The sequence below is a fragment of the Ruegeria sp. CK2 genome, from assembly GCF_056536585.1.
Map to the genome: position 1 here is coordinate 419,270 of NZ_JBQFPW010000002.1, position 22,259 is coordinate 441,528.

26 protein-coding genes and 1 tRNA gene are annotated in these 22,259 nt (G+C 52.3%); 14 read left to right on the plus strand and 13 right to left on the minus strand.

Annotated features, from left to right (window positions below):
• Nucleotides 1-13 precede the first annotated feature (13 nt).
• Nucleotides 14-361, plus strand: coding sequence for a cupin domain-containing protein (locus tag ACR0BU_RS05220; protein WP_299076736.1), 348 nt, complete (start codon nucleotides 14-16; stop codon nucleotides 359-361).
• Nucleotides 362-365: 4 nt separating this feature from the next.
• Here the strand turns inward: ACR0BU_RS05220 and ACR0BU_RS05225 are convergent, their stop codons facing one another.
• Complete coding sequence (locus ACR0BU_RS05225) at nucleotides 366-1,148, minus strand: IclR family transcriptional regulator (RefSeq protein WP_299076733.1); 783 nt, start codon at nucleotides 1,146-1,148, stop codon at nucleotides 366-368.
• Between the two features lie 125 nt (nucleotides 1,149-1,273).
• Between ACR0BU_RS05225 and ACR0BU_RS05230 the strand changes: the two genes are divergently transcribed.
• The 5 genes from ACR0BU_RS05230 to ACR0BU_RS05250 are packed head-to-tail and all read left to right on the plus strand — an operon-like array spanning nucleotide 1,274 to nucleotide 5,783.
• Nucleotides 1,274-2,269, plus strand: a complete 996-nt coding sequence (locus ACR0BU_RS05230) for a dihydroxyacetone kinase subunit DhaK (protein WP_480735874.1) — start codon at nucleotides 1,274-1,276, stop codon at nucleotides 2,267-2,269.
• Nucleotides 2,270-2,272: 3 nt separating this feature from the next.
• Complete coding sequence (locus ACR0BU_RS05235; RefSeq protein ID WP_298936842.1) at nucleotides 2,273-2,872, plus strand: dihydroxyacetone kinase subunit L; 600 nt, start codon at nucleotides 2,273-2,275, stop codon at nucleotides 2,870-2,872.
• 42 nt (nucleotides 2,873-2,914) lie between these two features.
• Nucleotides 2,915-3,946: a sterol desaturase family protein gene (locus ACR0BU_RS05240; RefSeq protein ID WP_480735873.1), complete on the plus strand. Its 1,032-nt coding sequence runs from the start codon at nucleotides 2,915-2,917 to the stop codon at nucleotides 3,944-3,946.
• Between the two features lie 25 nt (nucleotides 3,947-3,971).
• Nucleotides 3,972-4,811, plus strand: coding sequence for a 3-methyl-2-oxobutanoate hydroxymethyltransferase (locus ACR0BU_RS05245; RefSeq protein WP_480735871.1), 840 nt, complete (start codon nucleotides 3,972-3,974; stop codon nucleotides 4,809-4,811).
• A gap of 12 nt (nucleotides 4,812-4,823) precedes the next feature.
• Nucleotides 4,824-5,783, plus strand: coding sequence for a PDR/VanB family oxidoreductase (locus ACR0BU_RS05250; RefSeq protein ID WP_480735869.1), 960 nt, complete (start codon nucleotides 4,824-4,826; stop codon nucleotides 5,781-5,783).
• On the opposite strand, the gene ACR0BU_RS05255 is transcribed toward ACR0BU_RS05250, so the two are convergent.
• The gene (locus ACR0BU_RS05255) at nucleotides 5,780-6,268 is read right to left on the minus strand and encodes a GmrSD restriction endonuclease domain-containing protein (RefSeq protein ID WP_480755734.1); all 489 of its coding nucleotides are present in this window, start codon (nucleotides 6,266-6,268) and stop codon (nucleotides 5,780-5,782) included. The genes ACR0BU_RS05250 and ACR0BU_RS05255 overlap by 4 nt on opposite strands.
• On the opposite strand from ACR0BU_RS05255, the gene ACR0BU_RS05260 reads away from it, so the two are divergent.
• Entirely contained in the window at nucleotides 6,220-6,609 is a 390-nt protein-coding gene (locus ACR0BU_RS05260) for a VOC family protein (protein ID WP_480735866.1), read from the plus strand. The two genes, ACR0BU_RS05255 and ACR0BU_RS05260, sit on opposite strands and share 49 nt — an antisense overlap.
• 224 nt (nucleotides 6,610-6,833) lie before the next feature.
• Here ACR0BU_RS05260 and ACR0BU_RS05265 read toward each other — a convergent pair whose 3' ends face one another.
• Nucleotides 6,834-7,190, minus strand: coding sequence for a DUF488 domain-containing protein (locus ACR0BU_RS05265; protein ID WP_480736299.1), 357 nt, complete (start codon nucleotides 7,188-7,190; stop codon nucleotides 6,834-6,836).
• A gap of 140 nt (nucleotides 7,191-7,330) precedes the next feature.
• On the opposite strand from ACR0BU_RS05265, the gene ACR0BU_RS05270 reads away from it, so the two are divergent.
• The 3 genes from ACR0BU_RS05270 (at nucleotide 7,331) to ACR0BU_RS05280 (ending at nucleotide 9,512) form a co-directional block, all read left to right on the plus strand.
• Nucleotides 7,331-8,281, plus strand: a complete 951-nt coding sequence (locus tag ACR0BU_RS05270) for an AraC family transcriptional regulator (protein ID WP_480735865.1) — start codon at nucleotides 7,331-7,333, stop codon at nucleotides 8,279-8,281.
• A gap of 114 nt (nucleotides 8,282-8,395) precedes the next feature.
• Nucleotides 8,396-8,764 (plus strand): SPW repeat domain-containing protein, encoded by a 369-nt coding sequence (locus ACR0BU_RS05275; protein ID WP_298936839.1) that lies wholly within the window; start codon nucleotides 8,396-8,398, stop codon nucleotides 8,762-8,764.
• A gap of 262 nt (nucleotides 8,765-9,026) precedes the next feature.
• On the plus strand, nucleotides 9,027-9,512 hold the full coding sequence (locus tag ACR0BU_RS05280) for a YHS domain-containing (seleno)protein (RefSeq protein WP_298936838.1): 486 nt from the start codon (nucleotides 9,027-9,029) through the stop codon (nucleotides 9,510-9,512).
• Nucleotides 9,513-9,716: 204 nt separating this feature from the next.
• On the opposite strand, the gene ACR0BU_RS05285 is transcribed toward ACR0BU_RS05280, so the two are convergent.
• From ACR0BU_RS05285 to ACR0BU_RS05305, 5 genes are all read right to left on the minus strand, one after another.
• A complete protein-coding gene (locus tag ACR0BU_RS05285) occupies nucleotides 9,717-10,580 on the minus strand; it encodes a sterol desaturase family protein (protein ID WP_480735863.1) in 864 nt (287 codons plus the stop codon).
• A 203-nt stretch (nucleotides 10,581-10,783) separates the two neighbouring features.
• The gene (locus ACR0BU_RS05290; protein WP_480735861.1) at nucleotides 10,784-12,394 is read right to left on the minus strand and encodes an arylsulfatase; all 1,611 of its coding nucleotides are present in this window, start codon (nucleotides 12,392-12,394) and stop codon (nucleotides 10,784-10,786) included.
• A gap of 433 nt (nucleotides 12,395-12,827) precedes the next feature.
• Nucleotides 12,828-12,902, minus strand: a tRNA-Gln gene (locus ACR0BU_RS05295).
• Between the two features lie 91 nt (nucleotides 12,903-12,993).
• On the minus strand, nucleotides 12,994-13,983 hold the full coding sequence (locus ACR0BU_RS05300; protein WP_480735860.1) for an NADPH:quinone reductase: 990 nt from the start codon (nucleotides 13,981-13,983) through the stop codon (nucleotides 12,994-12,996).
• A gap of 110 nt (nucleotides 13,984-14,093) precedes the next feature.
• On the minus strand, nucleotides 14,094-14,567 hold the full coding sequence (locus tag ACR0BU_RS05305) for an SH3 domain-containing protein (protein ID WP_298936923.1): 474 nt from the start codon (nucleotides 14,565-14,567) through the stop codon (nucleotides 14,094-14,096).
• Nucleotides 14,568-14,753: 186 nt separating this feature from the next.
• Here ACR0BU_RS05305 and ACR0BU_RS05310 point away from each other — a divergent pair, with 186 nt between their 5' ends.
• Nucleotides 14,754-15,740 (plus strand): 2-hydroxyacid dehydrogenase, encoded by a 987-nt coding sequence (locus ACR0BU_RS05310; protein WP_480735858.1) that lies wholly within the window; start codon nucleotides 14,754-14,756, stop codon nucleotides 15,738-15,740.
• Nucleotides 15,741-15,883: 143 nt separating this feature from the next.
• Complete coding sequence (locus tag ACR0BU_RS05315; protein ID WP_480735857.1) at nucleotides 15,884-16,402, plus strand: NADAR family protein; 519 nt, start codon at nucleotides 15,884-15,886, stop codon at nucleotides 16,400-16,402.
• Between the two features lie 199 nt (nucleotides 16,403-16,601).
• On the opposite strand, the gene ACR0BU_RS05320 is transcribed toward ACR0BU_RS05315, so the two are convergent.
• Together ACR0BU_RS05320 and ACR0BU_RS05325 are read right to left on the minus strand one after the other, a co-directional pair.
• Nucleotides 16,602-17,204, minus strand: a complete 603-nt coding sequence (locus tag ACR0BU_RS05320; RefSeq protein WP_480735855.1) for a hypothetical protein — start codon at nucleotides 17,202-17,204, stop codon at nucleotides 16,602-16,604.
• Between the two features lie 221 nt (nucleotides 17,205-17,425).
• Entirely contained in the window at nucleotides 17,426-18,145 is a 720-nt protein-coding gene (locus tag ACR0BU_RS05325; RefSeq protein ID WP_299085583.1) for a helix-turn-helix transcriptional regulator, read from the minus strand.
• A gap of 87 nt (nucleotides 18,146-18,232) precedes the next feature.
• Between ACR0BU_RS05325 and ACR0BU_RS05330 the strand changes: the two genes are divergently transcribed.
• Entirely contained in the window at nucleotides 18,233-18,628 is a 396-nt protein-coding gene (locus ACR0BU_RS05330) for a RidA family protein (protein ID WP_298936832.1), read from the plus strand.
• A gap of 196 nt (nucleotides 18,629-18,824) precedes the next feature.
• Here the strand turns inward: ACR0BU_RS05330 and ACR0BU_RS05335 are convergent, their stop codons facing one another.
• The 3 genes from ACR0BU_RS05335 to ACR0BU_RS05345 form a co-directional block, all read right to left on the minus strand.
• A complete protein-coding gene (locus ACR0BU_RS05335) occupies nucleotides 18,825-19,421 on the minus strand; it encodes a histidine phosphatase family protein (RefSeq protein WP_480736298.1) in 597 nt (198 codons plus the stop codon).
• Nucleotides 19,422-19,608: 187 nt separating this feature from the next.
• On the minus strand, nucleotides 19,609-20,262 hold the full coding sequence (locus ACR0BU_RS05340) for a leucine-rich repeat domain-containing protein (protein WP_480735852.1): 654 nt from the start codon (nucleotides 20,260-20,262) through the stop codon (nucleotides 19,609-19,611).
• Nucleotides 20,263-20,431: 169 nt separating this feature from the next.
• Complete coding sequence (locus tag ACR0BU_RS05345; protein ID WP_480735851.1) at nucleotides 20,432-21,448, minus strand: SDR family NAD(P)-dependent oxidoreductase; 1,017 nt, start codon at nucleotides 21,446-21,448, stop codon at nucleotides 20,432-20,434.
• Here ACR0BU_RS05345 and ACR0BU_RS05350 point away from each other — a divergent pair.
• Nucleotides 21,439-21,759: a hypothetical protein gene (locus ACR0BU_RS05350; RefSeq protein WP_480735849.1), complete on the plus strand. Its 321-nt coding sequence runs from the start codon at nucleotides 21,439-21,441 to the stop codon at nucleotides 21,757-21,759. The two genes, ACR0BU_RS05345 and ACR0BU_RS05350, sit on opposite strands and share 10 nt — an antisense overlap.
• Nucleotides 21,760-22,259 lie beyond the last annotated feature (500 nt).

Here is a 22,259-nt window from a genome sequence, read left to right on the forward strand (position 1 = left end):
AGGGATCAGGTTTATGGCTATTGTGCTATTCGGGGATCAATCTCCAGAGAAAGTCGAAAAAGACATCACTGCGGAAATCGTTTTGGGGGCGCCGCGTCAGTTTGTTGAACTCATGTATTCAGGCAATAATGACACCTTGAAGTCTGGGATCTGGGAAAGCTCAGAGGGCGTGTTCCGAGCCAACTATCACGGAATAGTTGAGTTCTGCCACATCCTTGAAGGCGGGGCGGTAATAACAACCAGCGATGGACAATCGGTCATGGTGAAGGGAGGCGACGGGTTTGTCCTAGAAGAAGGGCTGGAGACCGAGTGGGTTGTCGGCGACTACATCAAGAAGCACTTCTTTATATGTAACGTTTGAAAGCTCAAGTTGAACGCAATGTCGCTAAATCGGGTCGAACTCCTCCTACCAACTTAGTGACTCGATTCGCTGAAGCCATGAGTTCATCGGCCCAGCCCACCATTTCTGACATGGGGTGCTGGGCCTGGACGCACCAGATATTCAAAACCGCAATCGGTTCGCCAAGGTAATTGAAGATCGGAGCGGATATGCCGCCGAAATAGTCATACTCTTCACGATCATTCTGGGCAAAGCCCGCCTCGCGCACGGTTTCCAGTTCTGATTTGAAGGTTTCAGCGTCGGTGATTGTCCGTTCGGTATACCGTTCAAAGCCATACTCGGCCAATTTTGCATCAATGATTTTGTTTGGCATAAACGCAAACAGGGCTTTCCCGGACGCAGAGCAGTGGATTGGCTCTCGCATACCGGGTTTCTGTGTTGGGCTGGTAGCGGATTTTGCTTCGATAATGCGCAGATAAACAACTTCCAGCCCACTCGGTATGCCTATGGTGACATTCCCGTCAAAGAGGCTGTGAAGTCGCAACATCTCATCCAACGCCACGGCTTGAATATCATAGCCACTATAAGCGTTACGAACCAGGTCGAACACCTTGGGACCTAACAGATAGGCTTTTCGAGACTTGTCATACTGGACCAACTGTTCCTCAGAGCAGATGCCCAGCAATCGGTGAATTGTGCTTTTGTTCATTCCGCTGAAATTGACTAATTCCGAAAATGTCATCGGTTTCTGTGACTCGCTGATTATTGTCAGCAGTTTCAACAATTTGGCGACGATAGAGCTTTGCATGTCTTCCTCATAATTTGTTTTGCAATTCGGAACAAGGGTTCTGCGTTCACTATTAAGATGCTTGATCTTCACTTCAAGTTTGTAATATAATACTTTTGTTTCATATTACAAAATTCGAGAGCCAAATGAAGAAGTTGATGAATGACCCGGTGAACTACGTTGACGAAGTTCTGGATGGCTTAAGCTTGGCTCACCCGGCAACATTCACTGTTGACGGTTCGACCGGGCGAATGCTGCGCAAAACCAAGTCGGGTGAGAACAAGGTCGGCGTTGTTTCGGGTGGAGGGTTTGGACATCTGCCGATTTTCGCGGGCTATGTCGGCGATGGCCTGCTCGATGCATGCGCGGTTGGCGATGTCTTCGCATCTCCCGATATGATCCCGATGCTGGAAGCTATTCAACATGCTGATAGGGGTCACGGTGTTGTTTGCGTCATCGGCAACTACGGCGGTGATAAAATGAACTTCGCAATGGCCTGTGAAATGGCCGAGATGGAAGATATTGCCGCACAACAGGTCATCGTTTGTGATGATGTGGCAAGTGCGCCGCCGGAAGAGGCTGAAAAGCGGCGCGGTGTGGCCGGGTTAGTTTACGTTATGAAAATCGCTGGTGCCGCTGCCGCCTCCGGCATCTCGTTAGATGGCGTCGTTGGCGTAACCAAACGGGCAGCCTCCAACTGTCGCTCAATAGGAGTGGCCTTGGGGTCTTGCACTGTACCACAGGCCGGAAAGCCAACCTTTGAAATTGCTGATGACGAAATGGAAATCGGCATGGGGATTCATGGCGAACCGGGAGTGTCTCGCGGCAAACTCAAGACTGCGGACGCACTGGTTGCCGAACTGATGGACTTCGTACTGCCGGAGCTGACGCTTACGGCAGGCGACAAGGTCTCAATGCTGGTCAACGGGTTAGGAGCGACCCCCAACGAGGAACTGTACATTCTGTTTCGGGCGGCAAAGACCATTCTCAAACAAAAGGATATCAACCTCATCCAGCCGCTGGTTGGCAACTATGCCACTTCAATGGAAATGGCAGGCGCATCGATCACCGTGATGAAACTGGATGATGAGTTGGAAAACCTGCTTTCCGCCCCTGCAAATAACCCGTTCTGGAGGAATTGAAATATGGGCCTGACCACCAATAACCTGCGTCATGCCATCATCGCTATTTCCGAGAACATTGATGTAACCGGGGAGCTATTGAATGAGCTTGATGGAAAGCTCGGCGATGGCGATCTGGGCGTCACCATGATCAATGGCTTTAATAATATGCGCGCCATCGCTGACGAGCTGCCTACTGATGTTGGACAGGCCTGCATGCAAGCCGCTAGGGCGATGACCAAGGTTTCCGGCTCATCTTTTGGAACACTTATGGGCATCGCGCTGATGGCGGTCGCCAAGCAGACAAAGGGTGAGACGAGTGTGGGCTGGTCGCATATGTCGGACCTGGTGAAAGCAGCACTTGAAGCGATGATAAGCAGAGGTGGCGCGTCACTGGGCGACAAGACGGTATTGGATTCACTCGAGGCTATCCGAACTGCGTGTGCCGATCTTGATACGCCAGAGGCGCTGCTACGGTCAGCCCGGGATGCCAGCGCCGCGGCGCTAGCCGAATTCAGAGACAAGCAATGCAAAATCGGGCGCGCTCGGATTTTCGGTGGCCAAACCGTCGGCTTGGATGACCCGGGCATGGTCGCGGTGAATGAAATGCTGGGCGCCCTGTAGGCGTTTCCAGGTCTGCTTGGCCAATGCAATTGAAGAATGTTCATGGAAAGCAAGGTGATGTCGGCACATGATGAAAAGACTGTAGTCAAAATTCCAGCAGGCAAATCGCGTGAGTGGAATTTTCACCCGGAACTGCCCATTGCGATGTCTCCGGTATTCGACATACCGCCAAAACCGAAGGCTGCTTTTGACTGGCTGATAGGGACTTGGCTCAAGCTAACGCCGCCGGTGAGCCATTTGCTGTTTGCTCTGACAACGGTCACATTTTTTCTACCAGTGTTCAGCGATATGCAGGGCGTGTCCATAGATTGGATGATCCAGATTGCCGCGATCTACTTTGGAGCCGTGATCCTTCTGGGGACTATCTTGCACCTATATCTATATGTGTTTGCAGGCCAAAAGACGCGCCAGAAATTCGACGTGCGACCTATGGAAAAAAGCTCGCGGTTTACCTTCGGTGATCAGGTTTGGGACAATGTTTTCTGGACACTTGTATCGGCGGTCGTCTGCTCGTCTGGCTGGTCCATTCTCTATTTCTTTCTTGCCTCCAACGGCTGGGTGCCAACGTTGAACGGCTTTAGCGCGTCACCTGTTTGGTTCATCTTGTTCTTCTTTGTGCTCCGTTTTTGGCAGTCATTTCACTTCTATTGGGTTCATCGGCTGATCCATATCCCTTGGCTGTTCAAGAATGTGCATCACTTGCATCATCGAAACGTCAATGTCGGGCCCTGGTCGGGGCTGGCAATGCACCCTGTCGAGAGCTTCTGTTACTTTTCAAGCATCCTCATACATTTCGTACTGCCATCGGACCCACTTCATGTGATTTTCCACATGTATTCACTTAGCTTGGGGGCGCTGTTTTCCCATGCAGGCTTTGACAAACTGTTCGTCAAAGACAAACAGGCGATAAAAGCAGGGTCCTTCCACCATCAACTGCATCATCGGTATTTTGAGTGCAACTACGGATCCGAAGAGATCCCGCTCGACCGCTGGTTTGGCAGTTTTCACGACGGCACACCTGAGGCCACGAAACGCATTCGAGCGCGAAAAAAACTGATTTTTGCGCCGAAATGACTAGCCCGCACAGGACGAACACCCGATGAAAAATATCTACACTTACGGCGGCCAACCTGCTCAGCGTCACCTAACGGTCGAGTGCATGTTCACTAACAAGGCAGCCTGCAAAAAGATGACGCAAGTCACCGCCTCTGATGCTGAAGAGGCCAAAGCCGCCGCAGCTCAAGAGATCGATAGCGTGACAATAAGTTGCGACAACACCGCAGGCATCCGAACTGCCGCCCCTCATATCTTCATAACTGCCGCGCAATACATGAGCCAGTACGTGACAGAAGATGAGGCACTTGGCGGAGCGATTGACGCCATGGCCAGTGGAGCAGATGCGATTTATTCCCCGCGAGGATTGCGGACGATAGAAAGGATCGCGCGTGAAGGTATCAGTGTTCAGGGGCATACAGGGCTCTTCCCTGCACGTGCCACTCAATTTGGTGGGTTGCGTACGGTTGGAAAGACCGCAGAAGAAGCAATGAGCCTCATGCAGGACTTTCGCAGGCTTGAAGAGGCAGGTGCGTATTGCTGCGAAGTGGAATGTGTCGCGCACGAAGCGCTTGTCGAAATTCAGAAGCGCTCGAAGCTGATTACTGTCACAATTGGTGCAGGGTCGTCTGGCGATATTGTTTTGTCTTACATGTCGGATCTTTGCGGGGACACCGAAAGTCCACCACGTCATGCAAAAGCCTATGGAGATGTCCGCGCCATCCGCAAGCAGTTGGCCGCTGAGCGACTGAAAGCACTTTCTCGATATCGAGCGGCAGTTTTAGATGGGTCCTATCCTGATGATGCAACCACAGTTTCCATGCCCGGGGCCGAACTGGAAAAACTGAAGGACGGTCTGGAAAGAATGCAGCCGATCCATCAATGAGGAGTCTGGGCTATGTCGCTTATCAACGTCAAAGTCGTCAAGATAGCAAGTGAAGGTGAAGGTATTCGTTCGTTTCTGCTTAGGAGAACAGGCTTTTTCAAGTTACCTGCTTATGAACCGGGCGCTCACATAGACGTGCACTGCGGAGAAGGGATCATCCGCCAGTATTCGTTATGCGGCGATCAGAATGATCGGCATCACTACATGATTGCTGTCAAACAAGTGGAGCTTTCGCGAGGCGGATCCGATCTGATGCACCTGTCGGTACAGGAAGGGGATCGCTTGGAAATAGGAAGCCCGCGCAACAACTTTTCATTGTATGAATCCGCCCCGCACGCCGTGTTGCTGGCTGGCGGCATTGGCATTACACCAATCATTGCCATGGCGGATCGTCTCAACGCTTTGGGTCGTTCGTTCGAGCTCCACTACTTCTCGCGCGGCCCGGAACATACTGCCTTTCAGAACCGACTGCTTAGGGGCAGCTTTGCGACCAGAGTTTCGCTTCACGAAGGATTGGATGTGGCTGCGACGAAGGCGAGACTGAAGGCTGTTTTTGCAAGTCCTCAGCCTAGAACGCAGGTTTACATTTGTGGCCCGGGTTTATTTATGGCCTCAGCAGAAATTACAGCGCTGAAAACGATCCCTGCTGCTGACATCAAGCTGGAGCGTTTTGCAGCTAATCCAGCTACAAATATTGGTCCGACTGCACCCTTCCAAATTGAGCTTGCCCAAAGTGAAACGACCCTAGAAGTTGGTGCGAAAGAAACGATTCTGGATGTACTTCAAGCGCACGGAATTGACGCCGCGTTTTCCTGTGAACAAGGCGTTTGCGGGACTTGCGTGACGAGAGTGCTTGAAGGTGAACCCGATCACCGTGATAGTTTTCTCTCTCCAAAGCAGCGTCGGGCAAACCAGCAAATTTGCTTGTGCGTGTCTCGTTCAAAGTCGTCCAAGCTGGTGCTAGAGCTCTAGTATTTGACACAATGAATGTCCGTTTTGGGCTTTGAACCGTCGTTGGAGATTTCGCGCCAAAGGGCGGTATCGTCACTGCGAAAGTCTGAAGCGGCTCTTAAACTTACTAACATCCTCTGCTCACATGCTTGAACCAGTTCAAGGTTCCAGTCTTGTTCATTGAGCGTATCTTGTGCCCAAATCCATGAGCTTCCAGACGTTTTCCCGATATAGCCCACCTTTTCGAGAAACGGTTTTCTCGCCATCTTTGTGTTAGTCCGTCCCGAGACCAGCAAAAGATTCCCAATGCGATTAGAGTCATCCTGCCAAATGCCCTGAGGGAAAGCAGAGTTTTTGGGCGCAAGTCCCCATCGAAATTGAGTACGTCGGGGGTTGTGGAATAGCCGATGGGATGTCAAATGTTCCTTATATGTTCCACTTTTAGATGAGGCGTACAATGTCCCTAAATTATGTGATGATCGGTTCCAACGATGTAACAATGGCAAGGGCCTATTTTGATGCCGTCTTACCCCTAGTTGGCGGCAAGGTGGTAATGGAATTCATGCCCCATGGTTTTTGCTATGGCCTGCGCGGCGGTGGCCGGATTTGGGTAACGCCACCGTTTAATAAGGAAGTAGCAACGCCAGGAAATGGTAATATGGTAGGTTTGCTATGCGAAAATGAGGCTGAAGTTAAAGCGGCCCATGCAGCGGCACTCTCTGCTGGTGGCACCAATGAGGGGGAGCCGGGGCCGCGCCCGCAATATGGGCCTGATTTTTACGGAGCTTATGTCCGTGATCTTGATGGCAACAAGATGAGCTTCGTTTATTTTGGCGAAACGGACTGAATCTAACCAACGGCATTTGGCACGCTCACCTGCTAATTGCCACCTGGTTCTGAACGTCCGGAATGTGCGGTTTGCGCCTTGCCGCACATGCAATGGACCTTAGCGTGTCCAACAGCCGCAATTGGCTCATCCTACCCTCTATGCTTGCCGCAGAGAACGGCCGCTGCGAGCCCAAATGGCCATATTGCTGTATCACAGCTTATGCCGGCTTTGGTGGAACTTGATCAGTTCTGTTCGCGCCGAAGAATTTCCAGGAGGATGAGCGCGTGGTTGTGACGATCATCTTTCGCGGCGAAGAGAAGAGTGAGAGTGCCGGTCAAACCCCTCTCCTTCAACTCACTGACACAGGCGTTCCGTACGGCCCCTTTCAGTTCAAAGAGATACTGTAATTTAAACTCCAGCGGCCGCTTTGGATCATGGTCGAACCATATACGTAACTTGGGGCTTGGAGTGACATCTTTCATCCAGTCATCCAGTTTTGCGACTTCTTTAGAGGCCACGCGCGGCCAAACTCGATCAACGAACACCCGGTGGCCGTCATCCGCTGATGGAGGTTCACAAATTCGCTTTATCTCGATCATCGGCTTCAATTTCTGTCCTGATCGCGTGGCCCATCACAATACAAGGAACCCACCGTACTACGGTATAGCCAAACGTTCCAAAAGCTGTGCAGATCGTTCACAGCCCTGTACATTCGCAACTAGCTGCTTAGACAGAAGGAATGCTTGATCTTCTAAGCCACATACTGACCAGCCTGTCCATGCGCGGGACGCTGTACTTCCGTACATCGTTCACCAAGCCCTGGGGCGTCGCCGTACCGGGTTATGAGAACGTGGCCCGATTTCACTTTGCCCATCGCGGTAGCTGCCTTGTGCGCGTCGAAGGTACCGAAACGGTTATAGATCTGGCGCAGGGCGATCTTGTTATCATTCCGCATGGGGCGTCGCATTCGCTCTATTGCGGTCATGAGCCAGAGAAGACGGTACTGCCGCTTGACGCCGTTTTGGAAAAGTCGGGCTACGATGGGTCAGGCGTACTAGTTTTTGGTGGTGACGAGCCGCAGAGCGAAACACAACTTGTTTGCGGGCATTTCTCATTTGACCCAAGCTCAAAGCACATTCTGCTCGACCGCCTGCCATCGTATATCCACCTCAAAAACTACGGTGAAAGCGCCGGTCGCTGGATGGAAGCCACGCTTCGTATGATTGGTGAAGAGGCCGGTGGGACAAAACTGGGTGGAGACCTGATCGCGCTGAAAATGTCAGAAGCGATACTGGCGCAGGCCATTCGCAGCTTCATTGATGGTGACGAGGCCACGGAATGGGGTTTGGGTGCGTTTTCGGACAAGAATCTAAGCCGTGCTCTTGATGCGTTTCACAAATCTCCGACCAATAGCTGGACCGTGGAAACACTTGCCCAGGCCGCAGGGATGTCGCGTACCAGCTTTGCCGTGCAGTTTCAGAAAACGATGAGCATGACGCCCATGGAATACGTCACGAGATGGCGTATGGAACTTGCCAAGAAAGTTCTGCAAGAGCCTGGCACCTCTCTCACAGAAGCCGCTGAAAATGCCGGATATGCCTCGGACTCGTCGTTCACACGAGTTTTCAAAAAAGAGACCGGGATGACGCCAGCAGAGTTCCGAAAATCACGAAACCTCGTTCGTTCGTAAGTCTGAACGATCTGTGCAGTATTCCAAACTTTCGGACATGGTTTGACCTCTGTCGAAGGCCTAACTTGGCCTCATCAATGCTGCGCCGCAGTTTAAAACAAGAGGAAAACCACCATGTCTCTACGCTTTGTCACCAAAACCATCCACGCATATCTCGACTATCCTGTCGCCGTTGGCCTCATTGTCATGCCATTTGTTTTCGGGCTGGGAGCGGAAAACCCACTGGCGCTTTGGCTCTCGGTTGCCACCGGGGTCGCGGCCTTCGGGCTAACGGTCCTGACGGATCATCACCTCGGTATTATTCGAGTGCTGCCATACAGCTTGCACCTCACGGTCGACTCTCTTGTCGGTGTGACCTTTGTTGCCGCACCGTTCCTGCTCGGCTTTACGGGTCTTGATTTCTGGTACTATGCACTGCTCGGCGGGACGGTCCTCTTGGTTGTTGGACTACATCAACCAGAAGACGCGGCGTTGAGCGCTTGAGGCACAGTGACGTTGCTAGGGGTCGCTCATTTGATGCGGCCCCTTTTGCGTTTCATGACATGGCTACTCGTCCCAACCCGCAGTTCCGTTTCAATAAGCGAATAATCCGCCCCGCCACAAAATAGTCAGATCGTTCGAAATACGATACTATCTGTTCATAAATTCGGCTGTCTAGTTGATTGATAGTTCTTAGGAGATAATCTTTTTAGCACAAGGCGAGTGCTCGGCGGTCGAGCCTCGCAGTCAAAAAAAGGAATTCCAAATGATTAAGAAACTTGCAATAGCCTCCGCTCTTTTGACCGGTCTCGCTTTCAGCGGCACAGCTGCCATGGCAGCTGACGAATACAACGTATCGCGTGGAATTACCGCAGCCGGTGCGCCTTTGGGCCTGCATGGGGTGGATCCGGTTGAGTTCATCGCAACTGCGAACCCGGTTGAGGGCTCCGCTGCATTCACCGCCGTCCATGATGACGTGGCTTACTACTTCACCTCAGAAGCCAACATGAAAGCCTTTGAAGCAAATCCTGCGGCGTACCTGCCCCAGAACGGTGGCTACTGTACCTTCGGTGTTTCCGTAGGTAAAAAGTTCGACGGTGACCCCGAGTTCCACGCCGTCATCGACGACAAGCTCTACGTGTTCCTGAATCGAGCAATCTTTGATGAATTCAACAAAGACCGCGCGGGCACGATCTCAAAAGCCGAAAACCAGTGGCAAGACATCCGCAGCACAGCTGTGGGAGCCCTGTAAGTCTTGCAATCACATTTTAAGTCAAGGGGGCGGCCGTCGTGTCGCCCCTTCTGTTAACAGGAGCAGACCTTAAGGAACTTTCCGTAAAGGTACGCTTTTGTCCGCGATGCGGCTATCCGGGCTTCTTGGGGCGAAGCTCCGGATCGAGCCTATTCTACCGAATGCTGCGATACGCACCAATGAACGCTTAGCGTGTGGCGTGGCCTACTTAAGTTTTGGCTCTGTTTGAGGTTCTTCTTCTTTTCGGTTTATCGGATACTCGCTGGCCTGACCAAGAAGCGGTTGAATGAGCATCTGATCAAGCCAAAGGCTGCGCCGATTTCGAAATTGCTCTATTCCAATTGTCATGTCTTCATGCCCGGATTTGGGTTGCGCCAGATAGGTTCCCAAAATCCGATCCCACCAAGGCACGTTGAACCCGAAGTTACTGTTGGTCTCTGATGGCAGAATTGAATGATGGATGCGGTGCATGTCCGGCGTGACGATGAACAGCCGCAACACAGCATCGATCTTGACCGGAAGGCGTATGTTGGAGTGGTTAAACAGCGAGCTGGCATTCAACAGGACTTCAAAGATCAGGACCGCTATTGCAGGTGGTCCAAGTGCCAATACGACGCCTAGCTTGATCAGCATTGAAAGAAGGATTTCGATGGGATGAAACCGTAGACCCGTTGTCACGTCAAACTCAAGATCAGCATGGTGCATGCGGTGCAGACGCCAAAGTGCTGGCACGGCATGGAACAGGACATGTTGAAAATAGATCGCTAGATCAAGCGCCAAAATCGCAATGAGAATGGCCAACCAGTAAGGTATACCAATCTGGTTTAGGAGACCCCAGCCACTTTCTTGAGCGATCACAGCAAGTCCGACTGCGACCACTGGGAACACAAGCCGAACGAGGAGTGTGTCGATAGCGACCAAGGCAAGATTATTTGACCAGCGCAAAAGCCGAGGAATTTCAACTCTCCGTCGCGGAACTGCGACCTCCCAAGCCGCCATGCTAATGAGGACAACAAGGAACACCGCGAGGCGGATCTCTGATTCCTGCTCTAGAATGGCTTGCGGCATTTTTTTCACTGATGCGTCTAATGAGAGTCTTTGATAGCAGCATAGAGTTGTTAGCGGCCATTGGCTAAGAATATCGCATCAGCGGCTTCGTCCGCTGACCGGCTCTAGCCCAGCCCGAAGCCAACGTCTGCTTCGGGCTGCGATTAGTCATTTACTTGGGGTGCTGATATGGATGGTTCTGAGCCCCGGGGGTAAAATGCTAGCTATCCCTCTGCGGTTTCGATTTTCCACGCCTCAAGTAGCCTGGGAAGAGCCACATCCCAATCCATGACGCCAGTTGCTTTTGCCCAGTTATCGTATTGACCAATCAGGTCTGCCTCCAATTTAAAGTTGCGGCCTCTCAAATCAGTCAATTCAGTGCGATCTGCTTCGATGTCATAGAGTTCCCAATCTTGCCCATGCTGCCTGACAAGTTTGAATTGACCCAGCCGTACTGCCGAGTTTCCTTCATGTTCGAAAAAGATAGGTCTTTCTCGCGCCCAGACTTTACCACGGAATAGCTCCATCAATGACTGCCCTTGCAAAGGTTGAATTTCGTGCCCGCCAACCTCGCCTTGGTACTGGCTTCCCGTCGCCTCCAAAATAGTCGGTAGAATATCGACGACGTGGCAAGCCGCGTGCGCATTTGCGCCCGGTGCGAGCCCATTGGGCCAATGCGCTATGAGCGGTGTCGAGATGCCACCCTCATGGACGTAGTGTTTGAACAAACGAAACGGTGCGTTTGAGACATTTGCCCATGGTTTGTCGTAGCTTTGATAAGTCTGCGCATCGCCCGGCATCACGTCGGGGCAGTTTCCCATTTTGATATGACGACCATCATTCGTGGTATCGGGAAAGAACTTTGCCCAGCCGTCTTCGGCCATGAATTCAGCGCATCCGCCATTGTCAGAAAGAAACATGATCAGCGTGTTTTCAAACTGTCCCATGCGCTTCAGTTCAGAGATAAGCCTCCCAATCGATTGATCCATCCGGTCCACCATCGCAGCGTACGTGGCCATCTTGCGCGCTTCCCAATCTGTGTTCTTCTCTGCGTCCCAAGGTTGAACATCGGCATCGCGTGGTGAAATATCCCAGTTGGTCTGGAATAGATTTATGCCATTCATTGTCTCATGCCGCGCAGTACGGATGGCGTCCCAGCCTGTTGTATATACTCCGTCATAGCGAGCGATATCCTCGGGATGGGCATGCAGGGGCCAGTGCGGCGCAGTATGAGCGAGATAGAGGAAAAAGGGCTGATCGTCGGGGGTTTCCTCGATCATTCCAATCGCTTTGTCCGTGATTGAATCTGTGAAATAGAAATCATCCGGGAATGTCATCACACGGCTGTCGTCTTCGAGCATGTAATGCGGCGAGAAGAAGTGTGTGACGCCGTCTACAATGCCGTAAAAGCGATCAAAACCACGCTGTCGCGGCGTAGGATGCTCAACATCTCCAACCCGCCAGCTGTCAACTTCGCGCGCCATGAAGTCTCCCGCGACATGCCATTTGCCGGACATCAGGGTCCTATAGCCATTTGCCCTCAGATGCTCTGCAATCGTGGCGCTGTCATTACGCAAAAAACCTTGGTATGCAGGCGTTCCCAGGTTGGCTCCCATGTGACCCACGCCAGCGTTGTGCGGGTACAACCCGGTCAAAAGAGACGCTCGTGTAGGACAACAACGGGCGCAGTTATACATTGCCGAAAGCAGCACGCCGTCGCGCGCAAGAGCATCAATGTTCGGAGTTAGGATTTCAGATCCGGTTGCACCTAAATCAGCAAAGCCCAGGTCATCGGCCAAGATCAGTATCACATTTGGTCGTATTGCTGTCGGCATTCTAAGGCTCCATTGCTGCGCTTATGAGCTTACCTCACTAGCGACGATGATCTTGTCTCGAAGCGACACGGCCATAGTGGGGCAGCCATGTATCCCATTGGCGGCGATCAGGCGAAGTCCAGGATGAGAACAACGAGGTTGGTTGTTTTGCTGTTATGCGGTTTTGTTGCTGGGGCGGCTATGGCGTTACCTCCCAGTTTGAATGCGATATCGCAACCCATTGCTTCAGCCCAAACCGCCCTTGGGTGCTGATTCCAGAGCCTCCAGACCTCATGTCCGTGGCAGTTCTTGGAAACTAGGCAACCAGCTAACTGGGCTGAGAACCAACTGCAAAACCGCCAGTTTTGGTAAAAGTTGCGCTCTTACCCGACAAAACTTGCGTTTCAAGTCGGACAAGTTCCGATTCATACCAGACGACACAAAGGGAAAATCATGGCTGGGGTGGTAGGATTCGAACCTACGATACACAGTACCAAAAACTGCTGCCTTACCACTTGGCTACACCCCAACGGTGAGCGGCTATCTACGACTGTTGTTGGCAGGGTTCAAGAGCTTTTGGATAAAAAATTTGAACACCCGACTCTTAGTTTCTCATGCCCTCAGATTGTCTCGATCAGTACTGCGCCGGTCCGGTTGCCAGCCTGTACCAGTTCGTGCGCCCTTGCGCAGTCTTGCAATGGCAGAACCTTTTGGATTGGGCAAACCAACGCACCGGCTGCCAAGGCGCTATGGAGCTTTTCAATGGCGGTTGCTCGGGCGTTCTCGGGCAGAAGGTAGATCAAAACCACCTCAAGGGTTACTGCTTTGAACATCAAGGGATAGAAAGGCAAGATGGGCGTCATGTGCTGAGCTGAGCCATACGCGTTTATTCGGCCATTCTCGGATATGACAGTCGTGTTTGTTTCGACGTTCTGGCCAAACTCAACGTCAATGATTCGGTCAACCGTTTGCCCTTTGTTGGCATCGAGTATTTGGTCGGCAAGGTCATCGGCGGAATAGTCGATCACAAAGTCTGCACCGGCGTCGCAAACGCGTTCAAAGTCGCGCGGGCTGGCTGTTGCGATGACGCTTGCTCCCGCCCATTTGGCCAGCTGCACTGCCAGATAGCCCACTGTGCCTGCACCCCCATGAATCAGAATCGTCTGGTCTGTGGGGTCTCCGCCGGAAGACACCGCATGGCAGGCTGTCAGCCCCGGAATTCCAAGAACGGCTCCGGCTTCCAGCGAGACTGGATCTGGCATTTGGACGGCTTGCGCCTCGGGCAAAGCGATCTGCGTTGCGGCTGTTCCAAACGCACGCTTCCATTGGCCGTTCCAAACCCAGACACGCTGACCAATCCGCGAAGCAGGGACGCCCTCCCCAACGGCCGAGATCACCCCAGACCCGTCGCTATGGGGAATTATCACGGGAAAAGGTGGTTTTGTAATGCCCGGTCTAGATCCGGCGCGTGCCTTGATGTCAGAGGGGTTCACGCCTGAAAAGGCCAGATCAACGGTGACCTCACCAGGCCTAGGTGTTTGCAGCAGCATGTCTTGAAGCTGCAATACATCTGCAGCGTCGCCGAAGGTGGTATACGTGACGGCTTTCATGAATGATCCTCTGATCCTGACGCGTCACAATAACTACGCCAGTGGTCAGGGCAAGCCTATGAGATGACAGGAAGCGAACCATTGTCGGATGCGATTGAAAGGCAAAAAGTCTATTCCCGGATCTCAGACGGGTCCACACCCCAGAGGTTCGATTTCATCGTCCAGCCACGGTGACCTCCGGCTGACACCTTGCACCAGTCCAGCGAGCAGGACCCAAGGCGCGCCACGACACCTGTTTCGAAATGAGCACTAACCGGCGCGCTAGGATCAGGGCGAGAATAGACGGGTAGCATTTCGGATTCGATCAATACCGTACGGACACCTGACAGCAACGCGTAGTGAACCCAGCCGCCAGCCCCGTCGCGGTCCTGAACTTTGCGCCAATTGCCGTATTCGGCTGTGATCTGCAATGGCATGCCGCGACGCTTGAACACCCAATCGATTCGATGGGTCAAAGACGGCCCGCGGCGCACGTTCCCTTCGGCGGCTTTCATCGAGACATAGCGCGGCAGCGGCAAGTTCGTCACCGGGCCACGTTTGTCCTGTGCGTGAGCCGCAATCGGGACCAACGCAAACAAGGAAATGGAAAGGACCGCCCAGAAAAGGCGTTTCACCGATAGAAGGCCGTTCACTGACTAACTGCTCTTGTGCCTGTTGATCTGCTTTCGAAAAAAGGTCGACTCAATGCCTATGGGGTTCTTGTGCCCCGCCTTATCCTGCGCCACGATGCCATGGAGCGCGCGCGTTTGCAAAGCAGTGGGAGGGCTAAAGTGCCACGAGAACGTCTGAGTGTTGTTGTAACGCGACGGTTGCCTGAGGCGGTCGAAACCCGGCTAAGTGAGCTTTTTGATGTCCGATTGCGCGACAATGATGTGCCCATGACGCGTGAAGAATTGGTCGAGGCGGTCAACGAAGCAGATGTATTGGTGCCAACGGTCACGGATTCGATTGACGGAGGTTTGCTGGGACAGGCGGGCGAAAGGCTGCGGTTGATCGCAAATTACGGTGCAGGTGTCGACAACATCGATGTGGCGACGGCCCGCCAGCGCGGAATTCTGGTGTCGAATACACCCGGTGTCCTGACAGACGACACTGCCGATATGACTATGGCCCTTATCCTTGCGGTCACCCGTCGTATTCCCGAAGGTCTGGGCGTGATGCAGCAGGGCGATTGGTCGGGCTGGGCGCCAACGGCTTTCCTTGGAGGTCGGATCGGCGGGCGACGTTTGGGCATACTCGGTATGGGGCGGATCGGGCAGGCGGTCGCCCGCCGCGCCAGCGCGTTTGGGATGCAGGTGCATTACCACAATCGCCGTCGTTTACGCCCCGAGGTCGAGCAGGAGCTGGAAGCCACATATTGGGAAAGCCTCGACCAGATGGTGGCACGGATGGACGTGATATCGGTCAATTGCCCCTCGACCCCTTCGACCTTCCACCTGATGAACGCGCGCCGATTAAAGCTGATGAAGACATCGGCGGTGATCGTGAATACCTCACGCGGCGAAGTCGTCGACGAAAACGCCCTGACCCGAATGATCCGATCCGGTGATATCGCAGGGGCGGGCTTGGATGTTTATGAACATGGCACCGATGTGAACCCGCGGCTGCGACAATTACCGAACGTGGTTTTGCTACCTCATATGGGGTCTGCCACTTTGGAGGGGCGGATCGAAATGGGTGAGAAGGTTATCATCAACATCAAAACCTTCGAAGATGGACACCGTCCACCGGATCAGGTCGTGCCCGCCATGCTGTAACGCAACGGGAAGGAGGCAATGTCGGCTGTGCGGACATTGCCGCCGTCCAGTGCAACTCAACGAAGGTCCGCTTTTTGGCTCGCACCTGTCGAGGGTGACATCCAAGCTGGAGATTTGTCTAAGAGGGTAGTATTTGCCTTGGCATGGATTCAACTAACGGCAAATATCACTTCTACTGGTCTGGCCCTTTCAGCCAGTGGCAGCGCTCCGAAATTGAGATGGACGGTCGTAGTTTCGAGACGGCTGAACAAGCCATGATGTATTTCAAGGCGCTGCTTTTTGAAGATAGAGAAACTGCGGAGCTAATCTTGGAAGCTGCTGAGCCTGGGCGACAAAAGGCTTTGGGAAGGCGCGTTAAAAGTTTCAGTGACACCGTGTGGGACGCAAACAAGTACGAGATTGTGTACCGGATCAATCTGGAGAAGTTTCGGCAGAACAAAGGGCTTCGACGGAAATTATTCCAAACCGGTGAACGGAAACTCGTGGAAGCGAGTCCTGTTGACACTATTTGGGGTATCGGACTCGAAGCTTCTGTTGCCGATGGCACACCGGAAGCGCTGTGGCCAGGACGGAACCTACTTGGAGAAATTCTCACCAAAGTTCGAGAAGAGTTGAGGGCAGCTTTTCCTGATGAAGTCGTGCAAGTTTCATCACCGACTTGATCACGTGATCGGACGATGTGCGCTTAATCAAAGCGGACCTTAGTGCAAGGCGCAGCATCGGTAGGTCTGGGCTCAAAGCGGTCATCTGACGGTTTCAGTAGGACGTTGAGCCGGTTCTGAGGGCTTAAGGGTCTGCTGAGCGGACAAAGCGTCAATTCGCTGCAGTTGCTCCAACGGCCGCTTTCGGAATTGCCATCGGTTACACCCATATCTCTGCCGTTGGAGACAAAAAGACAGCCTTGCGCAAATCATCATCAGCCATGAACTCTCGTGGTCTCTTTGTGCCCTCCAGTATCGGCCGATCCTCCGCGGCCTCATCAATGACCAACGACATACCGTTGGAAAAAGATATCCGCATATATTTTTGCATTAATTCTAGAGAATTTACCTTTGAGTCGACTAACTTGGGGCTAGGGTTATCGGCATCCTCGGTAATCCATGGACGTGGTCTGCCATAATTTTCGAAAAAGTGGCCTTGGATCAGAATACCATCAGCTACTATCCATTCGCTGGCACCCCAAATTGCTATAACCAGCCACTCTTCTCCAAGCCGTAAGCCAAAATAGCCTGGGCCGCCCATGCCGTAAGTTCCGACATGCGTCAGTACCTCATTGACCTCGCGCCCCGTAACTTGTTCAGCCGAAAGTACACTTGGAAAAAATGGCATCAGTTGACCGCTTGGACCAACCATTCCGCGCTCGTCTTCCAGAATAGACCTAGATGGGTCGGGTATCTCAAAATCGCTGCCCAGTGAGGACGTCGGTTCCATATTCGCAAGCTGGCGTTTCGAATTCCAAGTCAAGAATTGTCTCGAAAATGGTAGTCTTCCGCCCAAGGCGAGTCGGAGAAACAGCTTTTTGAGACGTGACGCCTGATCGCTCCAATCAACTACAAGCAGACATTCCTACGTCGTGCAGCAATTGTCAAAATGGGCTCTTTCCCAATCGGGGCTGATTGTAGAGAACGGCCGTAAGCGAGCCATCCTACCAGATGCTGCACTCACCCCGAATGGCTGCTTTTCGATCATATTTGCAATTCGCTATATGGGCAGACGTCGTCTTCAAACGGAACGTTTCTGCGTCGAAAACTGCTGTAAGCGACGGTTTCCGGAGTGGTGATACGGTCCATACGGAAGTGGCGGAAATCCTCGCGCGTTGGGTCCCAAGCGACGAGATACCAAAGCGGCGGCAGGATCAGCATGGCTTGCGGCTCCACTTCGCGCTTCGTACGTTGACCTTTCGCATCGCGATAGTCAAAGCGGATCAGGTGTCGCCCCAAAAACGCTGCTTCAAACGCAGGCAGAAGTTCGGGATCCATTTCGCCCATATCGGACAGATCCTGCAGCGGAGACAACTGACCGATATGCAGACAATCAAGGAACGCGCGCAGATCGCGCACCTTATCTCGGGGTAAAGCCTTTTCGATCTTGGCAAGCCCGGCATCCGCCAATTCCGAAAACGGAAGGTTCCCTGCTGCGCGCATCGTCGCGACACTGATCAGCAAGGCCAAGACCTCTGGCACAGACAGCTTGGCCGTCGTTTGTATCGATTGCGGGTCAAGCTGTAACCCGCCACCGCGCCCGACATCGGAATGGATAACATAGCCCTCGTCCCTCAGCTTGCTGATATCGCGCAACACTGTCCTGCGGGATGCCCCTACCTCATCGGCGAGGGCGTCAATGGTGGATGTGCTGTTGCGGCGGAGGGTCCGCACGATGGAGTCATGTCTGAGTCGAATGTTCATATTGGCACGATATCATAAATAGTGCCAGTTTCTGGCACTATTTTGATCTACACCGATTCCAGCAACGCAACACAAGGAGATTGCAACATGGAACGGACCGCAGTGAACCCATGGGAATGGTCAATCAAGCTGGGCTACAATCAGGCAGAGGTGATCGATGGTGCGACCCGTCAAGTCATTTGCGCAGGTCAAACTGCTGTGGACGAAAATGGCGTACCACAGCACCCGGACGATATGCGCGCACAAATCCAATTGGCCTTGGACAACCTGGAAACGGTGATCAGAAAAGCAGGAATGGATCTGAGCAATGTGACCAAACTCGGCATCTACGTCACCGATGTGGATGAGGCCTTAAAGAATTTTGACCTGATGGGGATGCGCTTTGGCCCGTATCAGGTAGCCCCGCCTATGACCTTGCTGGGTGTGACGCGCCTCGCAATCCCCGGGCTGATGTTCGAGATCGAAGCGACGGCAATAGCCTAAACCGAAGCACAGTGGTCATTTGTTTCGAAACCCAAACGGGCGTTTTTTGGTCTGCATTGCCATCAAACGTCTAAGGGGATCGAACATTCGGCAACACTGAACCGGCCGTTCGTTCAGGATGCTCAGAATGCTCGGTTCGATCCCAATTTTACGGATTCTGCACGAGGCACCAACGACCGCTTTTTTTTGCCTGCGGTTACTCCACTAATATCTCTGTGCTATCCCGCAGCTCGAAAAAACCATCTTGAGGTTCATTTAGTTCAAAGACCAAATTTTGGGAGAGGTCAGAATAAATTCCTCGAAGAACTCGAGAGGTCAGACCGTGACAAACAACTAAGTTGGTTTCCGCTAATGATGCCTCTTCGCACCATGCAGATACCCGTGCATGTACATCTGCGTAGGGCTCGCCAGAAGGTGCCGGGACGTTCCATTTGTCCTTCGAACGCGCTCGCCACTCTTCGGGGTAACGAGCTTTGATCTCAGAGGTGGTCAATCCCTCCCAAATTCCGAAGCTGCATTCAATCAATCGAGGCTCAAAGACGATAGTCTGCTCAGGAATTCCAAGGTCCTTAGCCATTATCAAAGCCGTTTGCCGTGCTCGCCCGAGCGGGCTTGCAAAAAACGCGACTTCTCTGTCGAGAGACATTCGCTTCCGCAACCGCATTGCGTTTTTTTCAGCCTGAAATTCACCTCTCTGTGTAAGAGGCGAGTCGAGGTGACCCTGCCTTCTACCTTGTATGTTCCAGTCAGTTTCGCTGTGACGAAGCAGATAGATAGCGGTGTTCGAATTCATACCAGATTGGGCCTCAGTGCGTTTGCCCACAGGATTATTCTTTCTTCAGCTCATCAATACAAAGCTGCCATTGGCGCAGGTGTAGCGAATTGTCGCTTTCTCCTCGCATTTTTTAGGGGACTGCTACTACTGCGCAGCTCACGGTTTTGCCTTCCATTGCACTGTTTCGACCTTGAACGGGCATTTGCTAAAATCCAAGCTTCTCTCTCAGGCGCAATAGATGCTGTATCGCGTTATACTGCCAACCCGGTTGATAGTTTTGGCGGAACGCGGCTCCACCTGACAACTCAAGGAAGGGACGCGCCTGCATTGCAAAAAAGTGTTCACCAGACCCGTCCAGAGCGTGGCTCTTGTGAAGATTTAGCCAAGTCAAGTTTTTGATTTGTGTAACAGGCAGCAACGTTTCAAGTTGTGTTTTGCCGATATCAAGGCGTTCAAGTGATGGTATCGTTGAGAGGGGCGATACATCAGAAACCCAGGTGTCGTGAAGGTAAATCAGTTTCAAATTCGGCAAGCCCTGAAGCGGTTTGAGATCTGAAACCTGTGTCATGTTCACGTCAAGCTGCTCGAGTGTTGCGTTACCTTCCAGCCCAGACAAATCACTTAAGTTGGTTTCTCGTGCTTTCAGGTATTTAAGGTTTGGAATGTCACCTATGTTGGCCGGAAGGCTCCTTAGTTCAGTGAGATCGTTGAAATTAAGACTATTGGTTCCGGCAGAGACTACTTCCGCAACCCGCTGTTCAGCTATCAAAAGCTGTTGGTTTGCAGTTCTCAGCAATTTGTACTGCCAGCCGGCCAAGGCAGCTAGGGCAACAACAAGTATTAAGACTGTCTTTCTCATGCTATGGGCGGCTATCGCGCCACTGTGGTCAAATTGTGACTACCGCGTGCTGTGATAAAAGCAGGTTTTCATGCAAGCCGCAGCATTCAGTACTTTGGCCCCATATGACCCGTCCGAACTGGCCGCAGAGAGGGGCCGCTGCGAGCCCAAACCTACACACTTCGTTTGTCTAAATTCCCGCTGGAGCGCCTCCTGTTACGGGTAAATTGATGCCGGTCACATAGTTGGCCTGTGGTCCGGCGAGATAAGCTACAGCATTCGCAACATCCATCGGTAAACCGGCGTCGCGCAGCGCTACACTCTCATACCTTTTGGATTTCACGTCCTCGATCGTCATCCCGTGCTCTGACGCCAGTCTATTGTTCGCCGCCATGTGCATGTCAGTTGAGATATAGCCTGGGCAGACCGTGTTGCAGAGTATTCCGTTCACACCAAATTCTGCCGCTATGGTTTTCGTAAGGCCGACCAGACCATGTTTCATTGCAGTGTATGCGCCAAAGCCGGGCTCTGCGCCCAGACTTCCGGTCGAGCCGATGTTGATAATCCTGCCGCCACCGGACTTTTGCATAATCGGTATGACAGCCTGAGCCATCATCATCGGGCCTAAGATATTGACCTGAAAGCTGGTTTCCCATTGAATAGGTGTGGTCGAAAGGAAGTTATCCGATCCTGCAAGCGACCCCGCATTGTTCACAAGAACATCTACCGTATCAAACGCAGCAAGAGTAGCAGCAATGCAGTTATTGACATCGGATTGTATTGTCACATCCAGCTTGATCGCAATTGCTTTGCCCTGACCTGAGGAGATTGTGGAAGCTAAATTCTCAAGCAGGTCTATTCTGGATTGGTTTTCACCATCTATGGCCAACACTCCGTCGATATCTGCGACAACCAAATTTGCTCCATCCTGAGCAAGCCTGAGCGCAATCGCACGGCCAATGCCATTGGGAGCAGATGCTCCTGTAACGATTGCGGTTTTTCCCGAAAGGACGCTCATAATACCTAACTCACGAAAGCTGATTACCCGAAGACATAGGCTCATGAAGGGATCGAAGACGCAACCAATTAGCGAACGTTGGCTTAGTTGCGTCTCTCGCTTTTCTAACCTGGAAAATCCAACGTCCGATTGGTGCAGCTTGCAACTTGCCGCACAAGCGAAATGTTGAAGCATAAGAAATGGCAGCAATCGGCTCTTTTGAACCGTCCGAACTCGTCGCAGAGAATAACCGCAAGGAGCCCAGTACCGACGTTTCTTCGCAACTCTACAAAGACCATTTCGATGCGGAGGAACAAGCTGCTTCGGAAAACACTGGCGCGGTGCGAATAGCAGTTTCAATGCTGGTGAACGGTCAGTTAGCGTACCGTCACTTTGATTTTGGTTCCTGCAACTTCAATCGTCTCTCGACCTTTCTTTTTCGCGGTAAATATGACCTCAACCGCTGGAGTCCATCCGCCACACGTTCGACTTTTCGTCACGCCCCACTTTCCGTTGCTTAAGATACCAAGCTTTGTGTTTCGTGTTCGGTTTGGATCGACGTTGTTTGGTCGGCTACCGCACTCCCCTCTGTATCCATTCACTACAACAGATTGCCCGACTTTCAGGTCAACTGATCTATGCGTGGGAATTTTATTGTTCGGATCGGCGCTAACAACTGAACCAAGTATTACGCAAATTAAGACAATAGTGCGGAACATGAACCTTCCTCCAATTAGCCAGTTCACAGTAAGAAGGCTCGTCATTCGGTCAAACATAAAGGCTAGCGGCTGAGTAGTCCGCACAGCACACAATATGCTGCCTATAGTCGAACGTCAGCTTACAACGGTTTGCGACTTGCTGCACAAGCGAAATCTTCAGTGGTGGTAGAGGTCTGGTAAGCGCTTTTATCACCAATCGATAAGACTCGCAGAGAAAGTAGGTTTTGTGGCCTTAATCCTTTGCCCTGCCTGAAAGACTGCAAACGTGGCGATTGTCGGCAAGGTCCGCCTAGTTGACCTTG